The sequence below is a fragment of the Leisingera aquaemixtae genome (genome assembly GCF_006740765.1).
GTDB classification, from domain to species: Bacteria; Pseudomonadota; Alphaproteobacteria; order Rhodobacterales; family Rhodobacteraceae; genus Leisingera; species Leisingera aquaemixtae.
Window position 1 is genome coordinate 580,629 of record NZ_CP041159.1, and the last position, 16,082, is coordinate 596,710.

Genomic DNA, 16,082 nt, shown 5'->3' on the forward strand with positions numbered 1-16,082 from the left:
CACAAGCGGATAGACCTCTTTCCGGCGCGGCACCGGCCGCAAAAAAAAGCCGGCGCGGTGGGCGCGCCGGCTGATGCTTTTGACCCTTGGTGCCCGTATCCGGGCCGGGCGCTTACTCCCAGCAGCTGACCAGGACGGTCATGCCGGAGGCGAGCCGGGAGATTGCCGCGCTGGGCAGGCTGCCGGCGGCGGGGGACTTGCTGGCTGCGGTTACGCCGGCTGCGCTCAGCGCGCTGCGGAGGGCTTCGGCATTGACCGCAAAGCTCACGCCCTCGGGCAGCTGCTTGCCATCGGGCTGCCGCGGCAGAAGCATGCCGTGCACCGCGCCGGTGCTGTCAATCACCGGGCCGCCGGCATCGCCGGCCTGGGCGGTCAGGTCGAGCCGCGCCACAGCGGTGTTGCCATCGAGGCTTTTGACATCGGCGATCTTGCCCCAGGTGAGGCTCGGCGCGCCCAGCACGCCCTCGTAGGAGAACCCGGAGACCGCAATCTCGGATTGAAGGCGCGGGGAGGCGGTGCTGAGCTCGGCCACGGCGGCGGGGGCCAGCGGCTCTGCCGGGCGCAGGATGGCGATGCCGCCGGCCGCGTCATTGGCCATGACCTCGGCCTGATAGCCGTGATCCAGGGTGATCCGGGTGCAGCCCGCCACCACGTCCGATGTGGTCAGCACGCTGCCGTTGCCGTCCACAAAGAAGCCCGAGCGCGACAACTTCGGCTTGCGGATCTCCAGGCCGGAAACCAGGTCGATGTCCTGCACCGCGTCGCCGCCCGCGGCCGGATCGAGCACACCTTCGAGGCGGGTGAAGCTGGCTTGCATTGCGGCCAGAACCCGGGTGCGGCGGTCCTCGTCACCGGCGGGCCAGATCAGGGTGAACCCCTTCACTTCGCCGTTTTCCAAGCTGGCCTGGGTGAAGGAGACGATCCGGTCGTTGCGGCCTTCGATGGTGAAGCTGTTGCTGCCGCGCTGGCGCGGACCCTCGAGCGGCACGATGTCCAGCGTCTGCAGGATGTCGTAGAGGCCGAACAGGGTGCGCTTGTCGCCGGGCTGGCTGATCAGCAGCACCCGGGCGCCCGCATCCCCCTTGCTGGTGTAATGGGCAAAGGGTGATTCATAGCGGTCGAAACTCACCTCAGCTGCGGGCAACTGCACGGCGATGCCGGCCTTGGTGTCTTCTACCCGTGCCATGCCGGCGGAGATCAGCGGCGCGTTGTATTCATCCATCAGCACCTGGCGCTGGGCGGTGGTCAGCACCCCGGTCGGCTCAAAGCCGCGGGCCGCCTGCCAGTCGCTCATCGAGGCGCGGGTGCCGCGGCCAAAGGCACCGTCGATAGCGGACTCGTAGAAGCCAGCGGCTTTCAGCGCGACTTGCAGATCCATCCGCTGTTCACGGCTGAGCGCGCTTTCGCTGCGGCGCGCCTGGGCAGGAGTCTCGTCGGGCAGGGCCGATTGCGGGGCCGTCTGCTGCTGCGGTTCAGGCTCCTGCACCGCAGGCTCTGCCGGGGCAGGGGCCGGGGCTGGCTCCGCCGGCGGGGTGGCATCTGCCGCCACCGGGTAGAACTGGCTGCGCAGATTGCGGCGGAAGGCGATGAAGCTGTCGCGCGGAATCTGGCCCTCGGCGCGGTAGACCTGCAGCACCCGCTCTGCGTCCTCGCGGGCATAGGGGCCCAGCACCACGCCGTACCAGCCGCCGCCAAGCGCGTAGCCCGACACATCCGGCAGGCGCGCGGCATAGGTGCGGGCCTCGCTTTCGGCTTCGCGCAGGGAGGGGCGGGCGGCAATCTGGATCCAGACCGCTTCCCGGCTGCTTTGCGCCGACACAGGCGCAGCGAACGCAATGGCCAGCGCGATCAGCGGCAGCGCCAGAGCGGCAAACAGTTTATTCATTGTCAGGGCCTCGTATCCCGGAATTACTCTTAATTCTTTGCCGCGGAGGTAAAGCATTTTGCAGCAGCAAAGGGAACTCCTCATCGCAGGGGGAATTCCCGGCCCGTTGCCGCATTCCCGCACTTTTGTTGCCGATCCGCTGCGTGCAGCGGGCCGCAGCTGCCGGGCAAGCTGCCGCAGGGCGTTGACCCTGCCAAAAGCCTTGCATATGACCCCAGAGACAACTTTGGACGCATCCTTAGGCAGCTTCGGGTGTCTCCTTTGATTATGACCCCGCGGCGGCAAATGCTCGAATTCACAGCAACTGCGCCCATAAAGGGATAAGACATGACCCAGACCAACGGCGCGCCGCGCTCTTTCCAAGAGATTATCCTGAGGCTTCAGAACTACTGGGCCGCCAAAGGCTGCGCGGTGATGCAGCCCTATGACATGGAAGTCGGCGCCGGCACCTTCCACCCGGCGACCACGCTGCGCTCGCTGGGGTCCAAGGCCTGGGCCGCGGCCTACGTGCAGCCCTCGCGCCGCCCCACCGACGGGCGCTATGGCGAGAACCCGAACCGCTTGCAGCATTATTACCAGTACCAGGTGCTGATCAAACCCAGCCCGCCGAACCTGCAGGAGCTGTATCTGGGCTCGCTGGAGGCGATTGGCATTGACATGGCGCTGCATGACATCCGCTTTGTCGAGGATGACTGGGAAAGCCCGACGCTGGGCGCCTGGGGCCTGGGCTGGGAGGTCTGGTGCGACGGCATGGAAGTCAGCCAATTCACCTATTTCCAGCAGGTCGGCGGCCATGACTGCCACCCGGTGTCCGGCGAGCTGACCTATGGCCTGGAGCGTCTGGCGATGTATGTGCTGGGCGTCGATCACGTGATGGACATGCCGTTCAACGATCCGGACGCGATGATCCCGCTGACCTATGGCGATGTGTTCAAGCAGACCGAGGAAGAATACGCCCGCTGGAACTTTGACGTGGCCAGCACCGATGTGCTGCTGCGCCATTTCGAGGAGGCCGAGGCCGAATGCGCCGCGATCCTGGCGCAGGAGCATATCGACCCCAAGACCGGCAAACGCATCATCATGGCGCATCCCGCCTATGACCAGTGCATCAAGGCCTCGCATATCTTCAACCTGCTGGACGCCCGCGGGGTGATTTCCGTTACCGAACGCCAGGCCTATATCGGCCGGGTCCGGGCGCTGGCCAAGCAATGCGCCGACGCCTTTGTGCTGACCGGGGCTGGCGGCCACACGGCAGAGACCGCGGCCTGAGCAGGGGACAGAACGTTATGGGGAAATTCCTTGCCCTGATCCTGATCGTCTCCGCGCTCGCCGCCGGCGGCGCGATGTATTACCTGCAGGTCTACGGCTTCTACGATGAGGTCGCGCTGCAGCCGGGCCGCGATGTTGTGCTGGTGCCGCTGGACGGCGGCGAGGGGCAGCCGATTGCCTATTCGGACTTCGAGGCGATTGACGCCGGCAGCTCCCCGATCCGCTACCGGGCCTGTTTCAGCACCAAGGTGTCGCCGGATGAGCTGGCGCAGGTCTTCACCCTGTCGGACAAGACCGAGCCGCGCAATGCGCCGGACTGGTTCGAGTGTTTCGATGCTGCCGCCATCGGTGCCAAACTGGCGGATGGCTCGGCCAAGTCGTTCCTGTCGGTCAAGAACATCTCCTATGGCGTCGACCGCATTGTTGCCGTCACCGGGGAGGGCCGCGGCTATGTCTGGCATGAGCTGAACGACTGCGGCCAGAAAGCCTATGACGGCACCGTGGTCGGCGAGGAATGCCCGCCGCGGCCCGAGGTGGGCGGAAGCGAATGATGAGCCGTCGCCGCAAGCCCGCCCTATTCAATAATACTGCTGCGCCCGTATGCGCGGCCACGCCCGAGGACATCCAATGCCCGATCTGCTGATTGAACTGTTTTCCGAGGAAATCCCGGCCCGTATGCAGGCGCGTGCGGCGGAGGACCTGAAGAAGCGCGTGACCGATGGTTTGGTCGAGGCAGGCCTCACCTACGCCGGCGCCGCGGCGCTGTCGACGCCGCGCCGCCTGACGCTGGCGGTGGATGGCCTCCTGGCGCAAAGCCCGACCATCCGCGAAGAGCGCAAAGGCCCGAAAGTGGGCGCGCCGGAGAAGGCCATCGAGGGCTTCCTGCGCGGCGCGGGGTTGACCCGCGACCAGCTGGAGGAGCGTGAAACCCCCAAGGGCGCGGTCTATTTCGCGATGATCGAAAAGCCGGGCCGCCCGGCGGCGGAGATCATTGCCGAAGTGCTGGAAGACTGTATCCGCAACTTCCCCTGGCCCAAATCCATGCGCTGGGGCGCAGGATCCTTGCGCTGGGTTCGTCCGCTGCATTCGATTCTGTGCATCCTGTCGGATGAAAACGGCACCTCCGTGGTGGACCTGGATATCGACGGCATCAAATCGGGCAACACCACCCGCGGTCACCGCTTCATGGCGCCGGAGAAAATCACCGTTACCGGCTTTGACGACTACGCGGCCAAGCTGAAGCGCGCGCACGTGGTGCTCGACGCCCGCGAACGGGCGGAGGCGATCTGGCAGGAGGCGACCAATCAGGCCTTCGCCAGCGGGCTGGACGTGGTCGAGGATAAAGGCCTGCTGGCCGAGGTCGCCGGTCTGGTCGAATGGCCGGTGGTGCTGATGGGTGCGATCGGCGAGGAGTTCCTGGAACTGCCTCCGGAGGTGCTGCAGACCAGCATGCGCGAGCACCAGAAATTCTTCTCGGTGAAGAACCCCAAGACCGGCCGGATTGAGAAGTTCATCACCGTTGCCAACCGCGAAACGGCGGACAATGGCGCCACCATCCTGGCGGGCAACCAGAAGGTCCTGTCGGCGCGTCTGGCGGATGCCAAGTTCTTCTGGGAGAACGACCTGCGCACGGCGAAGTCCGAAGCGGGCATGGGCGTCTGGGTGGAGAACCTCTCCAACGTGACCTTCCACAACAAACTGGGCACCCAGGCGGCGCGCATCGACCGGATCGCCGCGCTGGCGCGGGAGATCGCGCCGGTGGTCGGCGCCGATGCCGGTCTGGCAGAGCAGGCAGCGCGGGTGGCGAAGGCCGACCTGTCGTCGGAAATGGTCTATGAATTCCCGGAACTGCAGGGCCTGATGGGCCGCTACTACGCCGAGGCCGCGGGCCTGCCGCAAGAAGTCGCCAACGCCTGCGAACAGCATTACTCGCCGCTCGGGCCGGGCGACGATGTGCCGTCGGAGCCGGTCTCGGTTGCAGTGGCGCTGGCCGACAAGCTGGACACGCTGACCGGCTTCTGGGCGATTGATGAAAAGCCCACCGGCTCCAAAGACCCCTACGCCCTGCGCCGCGCCGCGCTGGGGGTGATCCGGCTGGTGCTGGAGAATGATGTGCGGATGCCTCTCAATATGGTCTTCGGCAAAGCCGCTGAGATTACTGGCAAGCGTGAAGGTGCGTCAGGTGAAGCATTTGCTGACGTGAATGATTTGCGTGGCTTCTTCCACGACCGCCTTAAGGTGTTCCTGCGCGACCAGGGCATCCGCCACGACGTGATCGACGCTTGTATCGCCATGGACGGCAACGACGATCTGACCCTGCTGGTGAAACGCGCCCGCGCCTTGGAAGACTTCCTGAAGACCGAGGATGGCGAAAACCTCTTGCAGGGTTTCAAACGCGCCAACAACATCCTCAGCCAGGCGGAGGAAAAGGACGGCGTGGAATACTCCTTTGGCGCCGACCGCAAGTTTGCCGAGGACCCGGCGGAGAAAGCGCTGTTCGTTGCGCTGGAGGCAGGCGGGGCGGCGATCTCTCCGGCCATCGAGGCCGAAGATTTCGCGGCAGCCATGCGGGGCATGGCCGCTCTGCGCGCGCCGGTCGATGCGTTCTTTGAAGCGGTGCAGGTGAACGCGGAGAACGAGGTGCTGCGCCGCAACCGCCTCAACCTCCTCAGCCAGATCCGCCAGGTCTGCGGCCAGGTGGCCGACCTCACCAAAGTCGAGGGCTGAAAGGGCGCGGCCGCGCTTTCATCTTTCCAAGAAATACTCGCCCCGCAGGGACCGGCCTTTCCGCAAGGGAAGGCCGGTTTTTCGTTTCCGCAGCGCTTTCAGCCTCCGCAGGCCGCTACAAGGCTCTTGCGCCATCGCCGCATCCCCTTATGGTGACTGGCAAAGGAGACGTGCTGCAGTGCAGAAAGATTTCGTACAGACCCCGCCGGCCTGCCTCATCACCGCCACCGCGCCAATTGCCACCGCCACCCATGGCGGGCGGGCAAAATGCTTGCAGCGGCTGGTGCGGCTGGACCTGCCGGTGCCGCGCACGGTGGCGCTGTCCTTTGATGCGGTGCATGCCATCGCCGAAGGGCAGATGCCCGATCTGTCAGCGGTGCTGGGGGAGTTCGACCCGGAGGCGCTGCTGTGCGTGCGCCCCTCGTCCGAGGACCCGGACTGGGGCGGTCCCGGCGCGATCCTGAACATCGGCATGAATGATGCGCGCTATGTTGACCTGTGCGACACCCTGGGCCGGGAAGCGGCGGCGGCGCTGTATCTGCGGTTCGTGCAATCCTACGCAGTGCATGTGGCGCGGCTGGACCCGGATGTGTTCGACGATGTCGAGGACGGCGGCCCGGATGCGCTGAGCGAAATCCTGCATGCCTATGAGGCGGAAACCGACGAGCCGTTCCCGCAGGACCCGGGCGAGCAGCTGGCGGAGGTGCTGCGCTCGATGGCGCGGGCGTGGGAGGGCACCTCGGCGCGGCTGTTGCGCCAGGCCAAGGGCGCACCGGCCGATGCCGGCCTCGGGCTGGTGGTGCAGGAGATGATCCCCGGTGTGGGGCAGGGCGAATGCGGCTCCGGCGTGCTGCAGCTGGTGAATTCCACCACCGGCCAGCCGCAGCTGACCGGGCGCTACCTGAGCCAAAGCCAGGGCCGCGACGCGCTGGGGGCCGGGGCCGGGGCGTTGTATCTGGCCAAGGACGCCCGCGGGCTGTCGCTGGAGGAACTGGCGCCGGAAGCCTTTGCGGATCTCAAGGCTCACGCCGCGCTGATGCGCCGCAAGCTGCGCGAGGAGATGCAGCTGGAGTTCGTCGTCGACAACGGCCGGGTGCATATCCTGGACGGGGTGCGGGTGGTCCGCTCGGCGCGGGCGGCGGTGCGGATTGCGGTGGCGCTGGCGGAAGACGGGATTATCCCGCAGCAAGAGGCGCTGATGCGGGTCGATGCGCATATCCTGAACGAGCTTTTGCACCGCCAGGTGGCGCCTTATGCCAAGCGCGACGTGATCGGGCGCGGCATTGCCGCCAGCCCGGGCGCGGCCACCGGCAAGCTGGTGTTCACTGCCGCCGGGGCGCAGGCCAGCGCGGCGCGCGGCGAGCCTTGCATCCTGGTGCGGCGGGAAACCTCGCCGGAGGATGTGCGCGGTATGCACGCCGCTGCCGGGGTGCTGACCGAGAAGGGCGGCATGACCAGCCACGCCGCGGTGATCGGCCGCGGTCTGGGGCTGCCCTGTATTGTCGGCGCGTCCAACATCAAGTTCCACACCAAGCTCAAGATGCTGCAGGCCGCGGATGGGCGGATGTTCAAGGCTGGCGAGATCATCACCATCGACGGCAGCAGCGGCCAGGTTCTGGCGGGCCAGCCGGAGATGCTGGAGGCGGCGGAGGACGGCGCGCTGCTGACCCTGCTGACCTGGGCGGACGGTGCCCGCGACATCGGCATCCGGGCCAATGCGGATACGCCGGAAGATGCTGAAACGGCACGGAAATTCAACGCCCAAGGCATTGGGCTCTGCCGCACCGAGCACATGTTCTTTGATCCCGGCCGCCTGACGGTGATGCGGGAGATGATCTTTGCCGAGACATCCTCTGGCCGGGCTGCGGTGCTGGAGCGCTTGCTGCCGATGCAGCGCAATGACTTCCGCGAGCTGTTCCGGATCATGGAGGGGATGCCGGTTTGCATCCGCCTGTTCGACCCGCCGCTGCATGAATTCCTGCCCGCCACCAAATCCGGCCAGCGCGAGCTGTCGGAGGCCTTGGGCATCCCGGTCAGCGATGTGACGCGCCGGGTGGAGGAGATGGGCGAGTACAACCCGATGCTGGGCCTGCGCGGCGTGCGGCTGGGGGTCACGGTGCCGGAAATCTACGACATGCAGGCGCGGGCGATCTTTGAGGCCACTTTGGAAGCCTCCAAATGGGGCGAGCCGGTGGTGCCGGAGATCATGATCCCGCTGGTTTCGGCCAAGCGCGAGGTGGAACTGGTCAAGACCCGTATTGACGCGGTGGCCGCCGCGGTGAAGGCCGAGCGCAGCGAGGATTTTACCTACCGGCTGGGGGTGATGGTGGAAACGCCGCGCGCGGCGCTGCGCGCGGGCGAGATTTCACCGCATACGGCGTTCCTCAGCTTTGGCACCAACGACCTGACCCAGATGACCTATGGCCTGTCGCGCGACGATGCGGGCCGGTTCATGTCGGATTACGTGAACCAGGGCGTTTTCCCTGAAGATCCCTTCCACGTGCTGGACACTGACGGCGTGGGAGAGCTGCTGAAACTGGGGGTGCAGCGCGGCCGGGCGGAGAATCCGGATATCACCCTGTCGATCTGCGGCGAGCACGGCGGCAACCCCGAATCGATTGCGTTTTGCCGGGATGCGGGCTTTGATTACGTTTCGTGCTCGCCGTTTCGCGTGCCGGTTGCGCGTTTGGCCGCAGCCCAATTGGCGATTTCCAGCCAAACCGGCCAGGTCGCACCAACCTACACAAAATATTAAGAAAAATTGGGGCATCCAGCGGCCGCCGGCGTCAGACCGGCGGCTCGTGTGTTTCCTGTACCGTGCGGCAGCCCCCCGAAAGCTGGACGTTTGGGGCCAATTCCATTAAGGGATGCGATCGCATGTGCTGGGGACACCGGGCACAAGCTGCTAGGACGGGGGAACCCTGAATGAAATTGTTGACTATGATTGCCGTGATGGCTGCCACCATCACGATGGGTAAAAGTGTTGCCGCCGAAACCGGCCTGGATGCGCTGATCGAGCGTGAACAGGCCAGTCTCAACGCAGTACCTGCCCGAAAGTTCAGCGGATTGTTTGGATACCGCTCAAATCCGCTCAATAGCCGTAAGCCTCAGGCGAAAGTCGAATACAGCAAAGCGTGGCTGGATTCGCGGCCAAAAGCGACAGGCGGCGAGCAATTTGCCTGCCTGGCGGAGGCGCTGTATTTCGAGGCCCGGGGCGAGACCGTGAAAGGCCAGTTTGCCGTGGCCGAGGTGATCCTGAACCGGGTCAAAAGCGCCCAGTTCCCGAATACGCTGTGCGGGGTGATCAAACAGGGCACCGGGCGCAAGTACCAGTGCCAGTTCACCTACACCTGCGACGGCTACAAGGAAGTGATCAACGAAAAGAAGGCCTATCAGCGGGTGTCGAAGGTGGCGCGGGCGGCGCTGGACGGGCTGAAGACCGAGCTGACGGATGGCGCGACCTACTATCACACCACCGCGGTGCGGCCGCGCTGGAGCCGGGTCTTCACAAACACCGCGCGCATCGGCGTGCATGTGTTCTACCGCGACGATCGCTACCGGACCGCGCTGAGCAACTGAACGCCTGAAGGCGGCATATCCGTGCCGCTTTCGGCTACTGGCGTGGCGTTTGCGGGACTGTTATGAAGGCGCCAAAAGACTATTGTTGGGACCCACACCCGACACAGCCAGCCAAAGGCCCGTTTCCCATGCCCTCTGAAATCCGCCTCGCCTTTGCGCACCCCTCTGAGCGTTCCGTGGCGACCGCCGCACCGGGTCCGCTGGACCGCATTTCCCTGCGGGACCACACCGTCGAGGTGGAGATCGGCGCCTTTCAGGCGGAGCGCGGCACCACCCAGCGGATCTGTTTCAACGTGGTGGTCGAAGTGGCGCCCTTGCCCAAGGACCTGGATGACGATGTTGACCGCATCCTGTCCTATGACAAGGTGACGGAGGCGATTGCGCATGAGCTGGCGGCCGAGCGGCTGAACCTGCTGGAAACCCTGGCCGAACGCGTGGCCGAGCGGATCCTGCTGGAGCATCAGGCGGTGCGCGCCTTTGTGCGGATCGAGAAACTGGACCGCGGTCCTGGCGCGCTGGGTGTCGAGGTGGTGCGCTCGAAGGATCAGATCAGCCATCTGGTGAATGAGGAAGAGCGCCCGCATCCGCGCCTGATGTATCTGTCCAATGACGCCATCGACAGCGAGAACCTGACCGGCTGGATCGACCAGATGCAGTGCCGCAAGCGGCCGCTGATCCTGTGCGTCGGCACCCATCCGCTGCCGGTGCCCGCAACCGGGCACAAATGGACGCAGCGGCGGATCGACCTGTTGGCGATTGAACAAAACGCCTGGCGGCTGGCGGCCAGGGACGACCGCTGCGTTGTGGTGTCGACCCGGACCGAACTGGACTGGGCGATGAAGAACGGCCAAATCTGCGTCTGGGCGCCCTCCAAGATCGTGCTGGACGCGGTGGAAGGGCCCTCGGCGCCGCCGTCGAACTCGGTGGCGCTGGCGGCCTGGTTTGCCGCCACATTCGAGGCGGGTGAAATGATTGTGCTTGGCGGGAATTTGCCTGATAATCCCGGCGTCCCGTTGCGGGGCGTGAGCGTGGAGCAAGCACAACTGTGACATATTACCGGCCGTTGGTTCGACATGGCGAGGCGCGCCCCGAGGGCGCGGTTCCGCTGGCGGGCAGTGCCCTGTGGTTCACCGAGGTTGAGATTCTGAGCCGCGAGGCGCCGCCGCGGATTGCCCCGGCCGGGCTGGTGCCCGAGAAGGAGCGCCGCCGCCTGAGCGCGCGGCGCGCCTCGATCGCAGGGCTGGACATGACCCAGCCGCAGATCATGGGCATTTTGAATGTGACCCCTGACAGCTTCTCCGACGGCGGCAAACATGCAGGCGTCGAGGCCGCCAAGGCCGCGGCGCTGCAGATGGTGGCCGACGGCGCCACGATTATTGATGTGGGCGGCGAGTCCACCCGTCCGGGGGCCGCGGACGTGGCTGAGGCCGACGAGATCGCCCGCACCGCTCCGGTGATTGCGGCAATCCGGGCCGAAAGCCAGGTGCCGGTGTCCATCGACACCCGCAAGGCCACGGTCGGGCTGGAAGCGCTGGAGGCGGGCGCCGACCTGCTGAACGACGTGTCTGGTTTCACCTTCGACCCCGCGCTGGCGCCGCTGGCGGCGCAGGCCAGCGTGCCGGTCTGCATCATGCATGCGCAGGGCGATCCCGCCACCATGCAGCAGGACCCCCAGTATGCCAACGTGCTGCTGGACGTGTATGATTTCCTGGAGCAGCAGATCGACCGGCTGGAAGCCATCGGGGTGATCCGCGAGCAGATCGTGATCGACCCCGGCATCGGCTTTGGCAAGACGCAGGAGCACAATCTGACGCTTCTGCGCAATCTCAGCCTGTTTCACGGGCTTGGCTGCCCGATCCTGCTGGGCGTGTCCCGCAAGGGCTTTATCGGCAGGATCGGCGAAGAGCCGCGCGCGGAGGCCCGCGCGCCGGGGTCCATTGCCGCCGGGCTTGCAGCGCTGGCGCAAGGCGTGCAATTTCTGCGGGTGCATGACGTGGCCGAGACGGTTCAGGCGCTGCGCCTCTGGCAGGCCGTCCGCTAGGGCTTTATTGGGCAGGAAAATAATAATGCGAAAGCTTTTTGGCACCGATGGCGTGCGCGGCACGGCCAATATCCACCCCATGACCGCCGAGATGGCACTGCGCATCGGCGCTGCTGTCGGGCGCTATTTCCGGCGCGATGGCACCGGGGCGCACCGGGTGGTGATCGGCAAGGATACCCGGCTGTCCGGCTATATGTTTGAAAACGCGCTGACGGCGGGACTGACCTCGACCGGCATGAACGTGCTGCTGCTGGGACCGGTGCCGACGCCTGCGGTGGGCCTGATGACGCGCTCGATGCGGGCCGATCTCGGGGTGATGATCTCCGCCAGCCACAACCCGTCCGAGGACAACGGCATCAAGTTTTTCGGCCCGGATGGTTTCAAGCTGTCCGACAGTGCCGAGCTGGACATCGAGGCGCTGATCGACACCGGCGTTGAACTGGCGCAGGCCGCCAATATCGGCCGCGCCAAACGGATCGACGACGCCCGCTTCCGCTACGGCGAGCGTGTCAAAAGCTCGCTGCCGCGCAACCTGAGCCTTAGCGGGCTGAAGGTGGTGATCGACTGCGCCAATGGCGCAGCGCACCGGACGGCTCCGGAGGTCTTGTGGGAACTGGGCGCCGATGTGATCCCGGTTGGCGTGTCCCCGGACGGGCTGAACATCAACCGCGGCTGCGGCTCGACCCAGCCGCAGACCGCGGCGGAGGCGGTTGTGGCGCATGGCGCCCATGCAGGCATCTGTCTGGATGGCGATGCGGACCGGGTGATCGTGATTGACGAAACCGGCACGGTGGCCGACGGCGACCAGCTGATGGCGCTGCTGGCGACCCGCTGGGCCGAGCAGGATCAGCTGGCGGGCGGCGCTCTGGTGGCGACGGTAATGTCGAACCTGGGCCTGGAGCGGCATCTGGAGGCCAAGGGCCTGGGGCTGGAGCGTACCGCCGTCGGCGACCGTTACGTGGTGGAGCGGATGCGCGAGGGCGGTTTTAACCTGGGTGGCGAGCAGTCCGGCCATATCGTGATGAGCGATTATGCCACCACCGGCGACGGGCTGATGGCGGGGCTGCATTTCCTGTCGGAGATGGTTCAGACCGGCCAGAAGGCCTCCGCCCTGGCGCATCAGTTTGAAACCGTCCCGCAGCGGCTGCGCAACGTGCGCTTTGAGGCAGGCCAGGCGCCGCTGGAGGATGAGCAGGTGCAGGAGGCGATTGCCGCGGCTGAGAAGATGCTGGACGGTCAGGGGCGGCTGCTGATCCGCAAGTCCGGAACTGAGCCCTTGGTGCGGGTGATGGCGGAAAGCGAAGACGCCGAGCTGATGACGCTGGCAGTCGACAGCGTTGTGGCCGCGGTCGAGGCAGCTGTGTCCGAATAAGGCAGGGGGGGCGTCAGCCCCCTTTGCCGAACAGCCGGCTCAGCCTGCCGAACTGGCTGAGGCCGAGGCCGCCCAGGATCATTACCATCGCCAGCAGCATTGAGGGCGGCAGCTCTTCGCCCAGGAAAATCGCGCCCAGCACCACCGCCCAGACCGGCACCTGGTAATTGGTGAGGGTCATGAAGGTCGGCCCGGCCTCGCGCACCACGATCACCCGCAGCAGATTGGCCGCGGCGGTGGGGATCAGGCCGAGGATGGCGGCAATCAGCAGCGTCTGCGTGTCCGGCATCACCGGCGGGCCTTCGGCTGCCCAGGCGGCCGGGAAGATGACGAAGCAGCCGATCACCAGCAGGATGGCCGCCAGCCCCACCGGGTCCACCGGCGGCAGGCGGCGGGTCAGGATCGAGCTGACCGAATAGCAGGCCGCTGCCGACAGGCAGGCGGCGCGGCCATAGGCCTCCAGCTCGGCGCCGCTGGTCTCAAACGCCTTGCCGCCGATCAGCAGCGCAACACCGGCAAAGCCGATGGCAAAACCAATCAAGCGGCGCAGGGTCATCTGCTCACCCGGCACGAAGACATGCGCCAGCGGCAGCACCATCAGCGGGATCGCCGCCATGCTGACGCCGGTAAAGCCGGAAGAGACATGCTGCTGCCCCCAGGAGATCAGCATGAAGGGCAGGGCGGTGCTGAGGATGCCGATGATCACCAGCGAGGGCCAGCTGGTCTCGCCCCGGAACAGCTTGAACCCGCGCCAGCCCCAGACCGCGCACAACAGAAGTGCCGCAAAGCCGATCCGCCCGGCGGCGAGCCAGAACGGGGTGATGCCGTCCAGCGCCAGCTTGATCAGCAGAAAGGTCCCGCCCCAGACAAAGCCCAGGATGGCAATCATTAGCCAGTAGCGCGGTGCGATATCGGGCATGGATCCCTCTTGCCGGTTCACCGCGCGACAAGACCCCGCCGGGCGGGCAGGGTCAATGGCAATTGCTTTGTTATCGATCGAACGGTTTGCGGTTCAGGCAACGCGCGGGCGGCGGCTGCGGCTGAGGAGAAGGCCGCCGAGGATCAGCGCCAGCGCAGCGAACAGCTGCGGCGGCAGGGTTTCGCCCAGAAGGGCCGCGCCAAAGATCACCGACCAGACCGGCACCTGGTAGTTCACGGTGGACAGGAAGGCCGGGCCTGCGCTGCGGGCGACCTGGACAAGAAGCACCTGCGCCAGCGCCGTGGGCAGGAGCCCAAGGTAGATGACAGCACCGAGCGGCAGAACTGCGGGCAGCTCCGGCACGCCTTCGGCCCAAAGCGCGGCAGGGGTCATCATGCCAGCGCCGCACAGCAGCGCTGCGGCGGAGAGCGACAGCATGTTCACCTGCGGGCAGAGCCGGGTGATGATCGAGCCGATGGCATAACACAGCGACGCGCCCAGGCAGGCCAGGCGGGCCAGCGATTCAAAATCGGTTCCGGCGGAGCGGAACGCATCGAGCCCGATCAGCACCACCACGCCGGCAAAGCCAATGAGGAAGCTGATGGTGCGGCGCAGGGTCATATGCTCGCCCGGCACCAGAAGATGCGCGAGCGGCAGCACAAACAGCGGGACAACGGCCATGCAGACCCCGGCAAAGCCGCTGGCCACATAAGTTTGCCCCCAGCTGAGCAGAGTGAAGGGCAGGGCGTTGGTGAAGAACCCCATCCCAGCCGCGCAGGCCCAGATGATCCGGCCCTCGCGCGCTCGCAGCGACGGAAGGCCGATGCCCATGGCATAGACGACGGCCAGCAGGCAAATCGCGCCGATCAAGATGCGGAGCGCAGCGATGGTCATCGGCGGAAAGCCCCGCAGCGCCAGTGACACCGCCATGAAGGAAGCACCCCAGATCACGCCGAGAAACAGAAGCTTGACCCAATTGGCGGCGCCGGGGGAGTGGTTCATCTTTGTCTCCTGTATCGCCCGGCTGAAGGCCGGGCAGCGCCCGACCCTCCATATGGGAGGGCACTTCACGCCCACCCGGGGTCGGGCGCGGCTTTTTGCGCATCACATGCAGTTATCCGGACTTGGGCGTATGGCTCGACGAAAATACGTAAGCGCAACTGAGTTGCGCCTGTAAAAAAGGGCGCCCCGAAACGGAGCGCCCTGCAGAGGTAAGGTCAGCGGGTGTACCCGCGGGCGCCTTAGTTCTTCTCTTTGTCGACCATCTTGCCGGCCGAGATCCACGGCATCATGCCGCGCAGCTTGGCGCCGGTTTCCTCGATCAGGTGCTCGTCGTTGGCTCGGCGGGAAGCTTTCAGGGTCGGCTGGCCAACCGCGTTTTCCAGCATGAAGTCGCGGACGAACTTGCCCTGCTGGATGTCTTCCAGAACCGCCTTCATGCGGGCTTTGGTCTCGTCGTACTTCAGGATGCGCGGGCCGGTGACGTACTGGCCGTACTCGGCAGTGTTGGAGATCGAGTAGTCCATGTTGGCGATGCCGCCTTCATAGATCAGGTCAACGATCAGCTTCACTTCGTGCAGACACTCGAAATAGGCCATTTCCGGGGCATAGCCGGCTTCGACCAGGGTCTCGAAGCCGCAGCGGATCAGCTCAACCAGGCCGCCGCAGAGAACCGCCTGCTCGCCGAACAGGTCGGTTTCGCATTCTTCGCGGAAGTTGGTCTCAATAATGCCGGAGCGGCCGCCGCCGATGGCGGAGCAGTAGGACAGGCCGGTTTCCAGCGCTTTGCCGGTGGCGTCGGTGTGAACCGCAACCAGGCAGGGCACGCCGCCGCCTTTGGTGTATTCGCCGCGCACGGTGTGGCCCGGGCCCTTGGGCGCCATCATGATGACGTCGACGCCTTCTTTCGGCTCGATCAGGCCGAAGTGAACGTTCAGGCCGTGGGCAAATGCGATGGCGGCACCCGGACGGATGTTGTCGTGGACGTATTTCTTGTAGGTTTCCGCCTGCAGTTCGTCGGGCATGGTGAACATGATCACGTCGCACCAGGCGGCCGCTTCTGCGATGCCCATCACTTGCAGGCCTTCGCCTTCGGCTTTCTTGGCCGAAGGGGAGCCTTCGCGCAGGGCAACGACAAGGTTCTTGGCGCCGCTGTCGCGCAGGTTCAGCGCGTGGGCGTGGCCTTGGGAGCCATAGCCCAGGATGGCCACTTTCTTGTCCTTGATGAGGTTCACATCGCAATCGCGGTCGTAATAAACGCGCATGATCCACGTCCTTTCATTTGGTGTTT

The 16,082-nt window shown here is 65.6% G+C and carries 12 protein-coding genes; 8 read left to right on the forward strand and 4 right to left on the reverse strand.

From position 1 onward, the window contains the following. Positions 1-112 precede the first annotated feature (112 nt). Positions 113-1,885 carry a trypsin-like peptidase domain-containing protein gene (locus R2C4_RS04510; RefSeq protein WP_141889750.1) on the reverse strand — a complete coding sequence of 591 codons (1,773 nt, stop codon included), beginning with the start codon at positions 1,883-1,885 and terminating at the stop codon, positions 113-115. Positions 1,886-2,212: 327 nt separating this feature from the next. Here R2C4_RS04510 and R2C4_RS04515 point away from each other — a divergent pair, with 327 nt between their 5' ends. The 8 genes from R2C4_RS04515 (at position 2,213) to glmM (ending at position 12,873) form a co-directional block, all read left to right on the forward strand. Further along, a complete protein-coding gene (locus R2C4_RS04515; RefSeq protein ID WP_141889751.1) occupies positions 2,213-3,154 on the forward strand; it encodes a glycine--tRNA ligase subunit alpha in 942 nt (313 codons plus the stop codon). A 17-nt stretch (positions 3,155-3,171) separates the two neighbouring features. Then, positions 3,172-3,705, forward strand: coding sequence for a DUF6446 family protein (locus R2C4_RS04520; protein ID WP_141889752.1), 534 nt, complete (start codon positions 3,172-3,174; stop codon positions 3,703-3,705). Positions 3,706-3,781: 76 nt separating this feature from the next. Then, entirely contained in the window at positions 3,782-5,881 is a 2,100-nt protein-coding gene (gene glyS / locus R2C4_RS04525; RefSeq protein WP_141889753.1) for a glycine--tRNA ligase subunit beta, read from the forward strand. Between the two features lie 178 nt (positions 5,882-6,059). Next, positions 6,060-8,636 carry a putative PEP-binding protein gene (locus R2C4_RS04530; protein ID WP_141889754.1) on the forward strand — a complete coding sequence of 859 codons (2,577 nt, stop codon included), beginning with the start codon at positions 6,060-6,062 and terminating at the stop codon, positions 8,634-8,636. Between the two features lie 170 nt (positions 8,637-8,806). Continuing rightward, positions 8,807-9,460: a cell wall hydrolase gene (locus R2C4_RS04535; RefSeq protein ID WP_058284235.1), complete on the forward strand. Its 654-nt coding sequence runs from the start codon at positions 8,807-8,809 to the stop codon at positions 9,458-9,460. Positions 9,461-9,588: 128 nt separating this feature from the next. Continuing rightward, positions 9,589-10,509, forward strand: a complete 921-nt coding sequence (locus R2C4_RS04540; RefSeq protein ID WP_058284236.1) for a dihydroneopterin aldolase — start codon at positions 9,589-9,591, stop codon at positions 10,507-10,509. Then, positions 10,506-11,501 carry a dihydropteroate synthase gene (gene folP / locus R2C4_RS04545; protein ID WP_058284237.1) on the forward strand — a complete coding sequence of 332 codons (996 nt, stop codon included), beginning with the start codon at positions 10,506-10,508 and terminating at the stop codon, positions 11,499-11,501. The genes R2C4_RS04540 and folP overlap by 4 nt, the downstream gene beginning before the upstream one ends. 25 nt (positions 11,502-11,526) lie before the next feature. Continuing rightward, a complete protein-coding gene (glmM, locus tag R2C4_RS04550) occupies positions 11,527-12,873 on the forward strand; it encodes a phosphoglucosamine mutase (protein ID WP_141889755.1) in 1,347 nt (448 codons plus the stop codon). A 13-nt stretch (positions 12,874-12,886) separates the two neighbouring features. Here the strand turns inward: glmM and R2C4_RS04555 are convergent, their stop codons facing one another. The 3 genes from R2C4_RS04555 to ilvC form a co-directional block, all read right to left on the reverse strand. Further along, positions 12,887-13,792, reverse strand: a complete 906-nt coding sequence (locus tag R2C4_RS04555) for a DMT family transporter (protein ID WP_141889756.1) — start codon at positions 13,790-13,792, stop codon at positions 12,887-12,889. A 93-nt stretch (positions 13,793-13,885) separates the two neighbouring features. Beyond that, positions 13,886-14,794 carry a DMT family transporter gene (locus tag R2C4_RS04560; protein WP_141889757.1) on the reverse strand — a complete coding sequence of 303 codons (909 nt, stop codon included), beginning with the start codon at positions 14,792-14,794 and terminating at the stop codon, positions 13,886-13,888. A gap of 239 nt (positions 14,795-15,033) precedes the next feature. Beyond that, positions 15,034-16,056, reverse strand: coding sequence for a ketol-acid reductoisomerase (ilvC, locus tag R2C4_RS04565; protein ID WP_058284241.1), 1,023 nt, complete (start codon positions 16,054-16,056; stop codon positions 15,034-15,036). Positions 16,057-16,082 lie beyond the last annotated feature (26 nt).